Below are 2,718 nucleotides of genomic sequence, written 5' to 3'. Positions count from 1 at the left end.
CTGGGTGATATGGGACATGTCGTTTTCGGTGGTGCAGAAGACGACCACAGGCCGCTTTCCGTTCTGTTCGGCGCGCAGCGTCACCAGAAAATCGATGCCGTTCATCACCGGCATGTTCCAGTCGAGCAGGATCGCGTCGGGCATGGCCTTGCGGCACTGGTCCAGTGCCATCTTGCCATCCTGGGCCTCCTCGCAGGTAAAGCCGAGATCTTCGACTATCTTGCGAGCCACCTTGCGGATCACACGGCTGTCATCAACCACAAGACAGGTTTTCATAACCCGGTTCGCCTTTCGCGCTTCAGGCTGCCATCGCCATATCGGCGGCAATCAGCCTGTCCATGTCCAATATCGCCAGAAGTCCGGTTTCCAGACGGTGAACGCCCGATAACAATGCGCGCCATCTGGGGTCGATATGGGCAGGAACCGGCTCAAACGTATCCGGACCGAGGCGCAGGACCTCGCCCACCTCGTCAACGAGAACGCCAAAAAGCTCCGCGCCGCGCTCGAGGCCCAGCGACATGCAGGGCGCGCCAGCTTCGCGGGGCGGCAGGCCGAGGCGGATGCGCGCATCGATGACCGTGACGATCCGTCCACGCAGGTTGAGAAGACCTGCAATCTCGGGCCGGGCCAGCGGCACAGGGGTGATCGCCTGCGGTGCAAAGACTTCGCGGATGTCGCTGACTGGCGCGCCGCAAAGCTGGCCGGCAATGCGGACCGTCACGAACTCGCGGCTGTTTTGATGATCGAGTGCCATATCGCGTTTCCTTACGCTGCGCGGGTTTCGCCGGTCCGGGCTGCCCGGTCGAGCGCGGCAATAAGCCCGCCCCGGTCTGCCGGACGCATGACCGCGACCATGCCTTCGCCATAGCCGCCATGCCCGCGATCACTGACCCCGAGGCGCGGCACATCGCGCCAGTGACCTTCGCTCGCCAGCAGATCAAGAGCGGACGGGTCACCCACCAGAGCCGCGTATTGCGCGCCCATCTGGGCGGCATCGCGCGCCTCGTGCAGCCCGCTTACCACCGTGACGTCGTATCCGGCAGCCGCCAGCAGGGGCGCCATCATGCGGCGCGCAAAGGCGTCCGGTTCCACCAGCAGGATCGGGTGACGTCCCGCGCGTGCCGGGCGCTGCGGTGAACCCGACCAGGCCCGCTCCATGTGCCAGGCGATATCGAGAACCTCGGTCGCGCGGCCCTTGATGATCGCAGAGCCGATGACGCCGGGACGCTCCGAACCCATTTGCAGGTCGAGGGTTTCTTCCACCACGTCGAGAATCTCGTCGACCGCGACACCGGCAGAGCGGTCTTCCTCGGAGAAGACCAGAACGGGCTGGCGGCCATCGCGGCGGAACTCGTCCACACCAGAGGCATGGGCGAGCGGCAGGAGGCGTCCGCGATACTGGACGACATGGCGGGCATCGACGATCTCGATGCTCGAACCGTCGAATTCTTCCAGGCGCGTGATCAGGCTGACCGGCACCGCCTTCACATCGTCCTGACCGGCACGCACCAGAAGCAGGCGCTGGCGCGACGGATCGGCGCTGCTGGCTTCCACCTCGGTCTTGTCCTGCGTCTCTTCGCCCGAATGGGCCAGCTGCTGCGAAAGCCCGTTCGGATCGAGAATTATGATGACCGAGCCATCACCCAGAAGGGTCGCGCCGGAATAGACCTGGATGCCGCGAAGCTGCGCCGAGAGCGGCTTGACCACGATTTCCTCGGTGTCGAGCACGTCATCGACCACAACGCCGAGCTTGCGCCCTGCCGCCTCGATCACGACGACATAGCCATGACTGCTTTCGGCGGAGGTTTCCGGCAGGCCCAGCACCGTGTTCAGGCTGACCACGGGCAGGAGCCGGTTGCGCAGGCGGATCATCCGCGCGCCATTGAGCGATTCAATCGCGTGGGCAGAGCCTTCGCCTGCCCGTACAAGCTCGCGCACAGCGAGTTGCGGCAGGGCAAAGCGCGCCTCTCCCGCCTTCACGATCAGGGCCGAAACGATGGCGAGGGTCAGCGGTATCTTGATGGCAAAGCTGGTGCCCTTGCCAACCTCGGAGGTGAGATCGATCGAACCGCCGATCTGCTCGATATTGGTGCGAACCACATCCATGCCGACGCCGCGGCCAGACAGGTTCGTGACCTTGGCAGCCGTCGAGAAGCCGGCAGCAAAGATGAAGCGCTGGATCTGCTGCTCGCTCATCGTGGCGAGTTCGTCGGCGCTCGCGAGACCCTTCTCCAGTGCCTTGGCGCGGATCTTTTCCGGATCAAGGCCAGCGCCGTCATCGGTGATCTTGATGATGATCGCGCCACCCTCATGGTAGGCGGACAGGCGGATCGTCCCGGTTTCCGGCTTGCCTTTTGCGGCGCGCACATCGGGCATCTCGATGCCGTGATCGGCAGAGTTGCGCACCATGTGGGTGAGCGGATCCTTGATCAGCTCAAGCACCTGACGGTCCAGCTCGGTTTCCTCACCATCCATGATGAGGCGGATTTTCTTGCCGAGATCCTGCTGGGTATCGCGCACGATGCGCGGCAGCTTGCGCCAGGCATCGCCAACTGGCTGCATGCGGGTCTTCATGACGCCGTCCTGCAGCTCAGCGGTGACAGAGGAGAGGCGCTGCAGCGGGCCTTTCAGCTCGGATTCCTCGTTGCCCCGAACGATCTGGTGCAGCTGGTTGCGTGCCAGCACCAGCTCCGAGACGGTCGTCATCAGGGTTTCGAG

3 protein-coding genes are annotated in these 2,718 nt (G+C 64.1%); all 3 read right to left on the bottom strand.

Annotated elements, in window-relative coordinates; translation table 11 throughout:
- Positions 1-276: response regulator (locus ACTS2Z_RS01020; protein ID WP_442571375.1), on the bottom strand; the 276-nt coding region annotated here is incomplete at its 3' end.
- A gap of 22 nt (positions 277-298) precedes the next feature.
- Positions 299-754 (bottom strand): chemotaxis protein CheW, encoded by a 456-nt coding sequence (locus ACTS2Z_RS01015; protein ID WP_442571374.1) that lies wholly within the window; start codon positions 752-754, stop codon positions 299-301.
- A gap of 11 nt (positions 755-765) precedes the next feature.
- A partial coding sequence (locus ACTS2Z_RS01010; protein WP_442571373.1) for a chemotaxis protein CheW occupies positions 766-2,718 on the bottom strand: 1,953 nt, incomplete at its 5' end.

The organism is Glycocaulis sp., from assembly GCF_052168375.1.
In the GTDB taxonomy this organism is placed as follows: Bacteria; Pseudomonadota; Alphaproteobacteria; order Caulobacterales; family Maricaulaceae; genus Glycocaulis.
This window is presented reverse-complemented; position numbering and strand designations above follow the sequence as displayed.